At 64.8% G+C, this 785-nt stretch carries 1 protein-coding gene; it reads left to right on the forward strand.

Features of this window, described 5'->3' with window-relative positions:
• Positions 1-785 (forward strand): phosphopantetheine-binding protein (locus tag A5707_RS19780; protein ID WP_156658170.1); only part of this gene is annotated, 785 nt, incomplete at both ends.

Here is a 785-nt window from a genome sequence, read left to right on the forward strand (position 1 = left end):
TTGACGGCATCGCGGTTTGTGGCGTGTCCGTTTGGTGGGGCTGAGGTGGCCGGGCAGCGGATGTATCGCACCGGGGACTTGGTGAGTTGGCGCGCTGATGGGCAGTTGCAGTATCTGGGCCGCGCTGATGACCAGGTCAAGATCCGCGGGTATCGCATCGAGCTCGGTGAAATCCAAACAGCTCTGGCGGGTTTGGGCGGGGTCGAGCAAGCGGCGGTGATCGCTCGCGAGGACCAGCCCGGCATCAAACATTTGGTGGGCTACATCACCGGAACAGCTGATCCCGTCGATCTGCGCACCGCACTGGCCGATCGACTCCCGCCGTATATGGTGCCAGCTGCGGTGATGGTGATCGAGGCGTTGCCGCTGACAGTCAACGGCAAACTCGACACCCGCGCCCTGCCGGCACCGGACTACCAGGATGTCGAACGCTACCGCGCCCCGGGCGATGCGATCGAGGAGATCCTGGCCGGCATCTACGCCCAGATCCTGGGGCTCGAGCGGGTCGGGGTTGATGACTCGTTCTTCGACTTGGGTGGGGACAGTATTTTGTCGATGCAGGTGGTGGCCCGGGCCCGGGCATCGGGGGTTGTGTGTCGACCGCGCGACATCTTCGTCGAGCAGACCGTAGCCCGACTGGCGCAAGTGGTCACCGTGTCCGGCGGAGAGAGCGGCCCAGCCGATGAGGGCGTCGGCCCCGTGGCGACAACGCCGATCATCGCGTGGCTGCATGAGGTGCAAACCGCTGGCGGTGTGGTGGATCAGTTCAACCAGACGGTGCTGCT

Origin of the sequence: Mycobacterium kyorinense (assembly GCF_001672775.1) — a bacterium.
Classification (GTDB): domain Bacteria; phylum Actinomycetota; class Actinomycetes; order Mycobacteriales; family Mycobacteriaceae; genus Mycobacterium; species Mycobacterium kyorinense_A.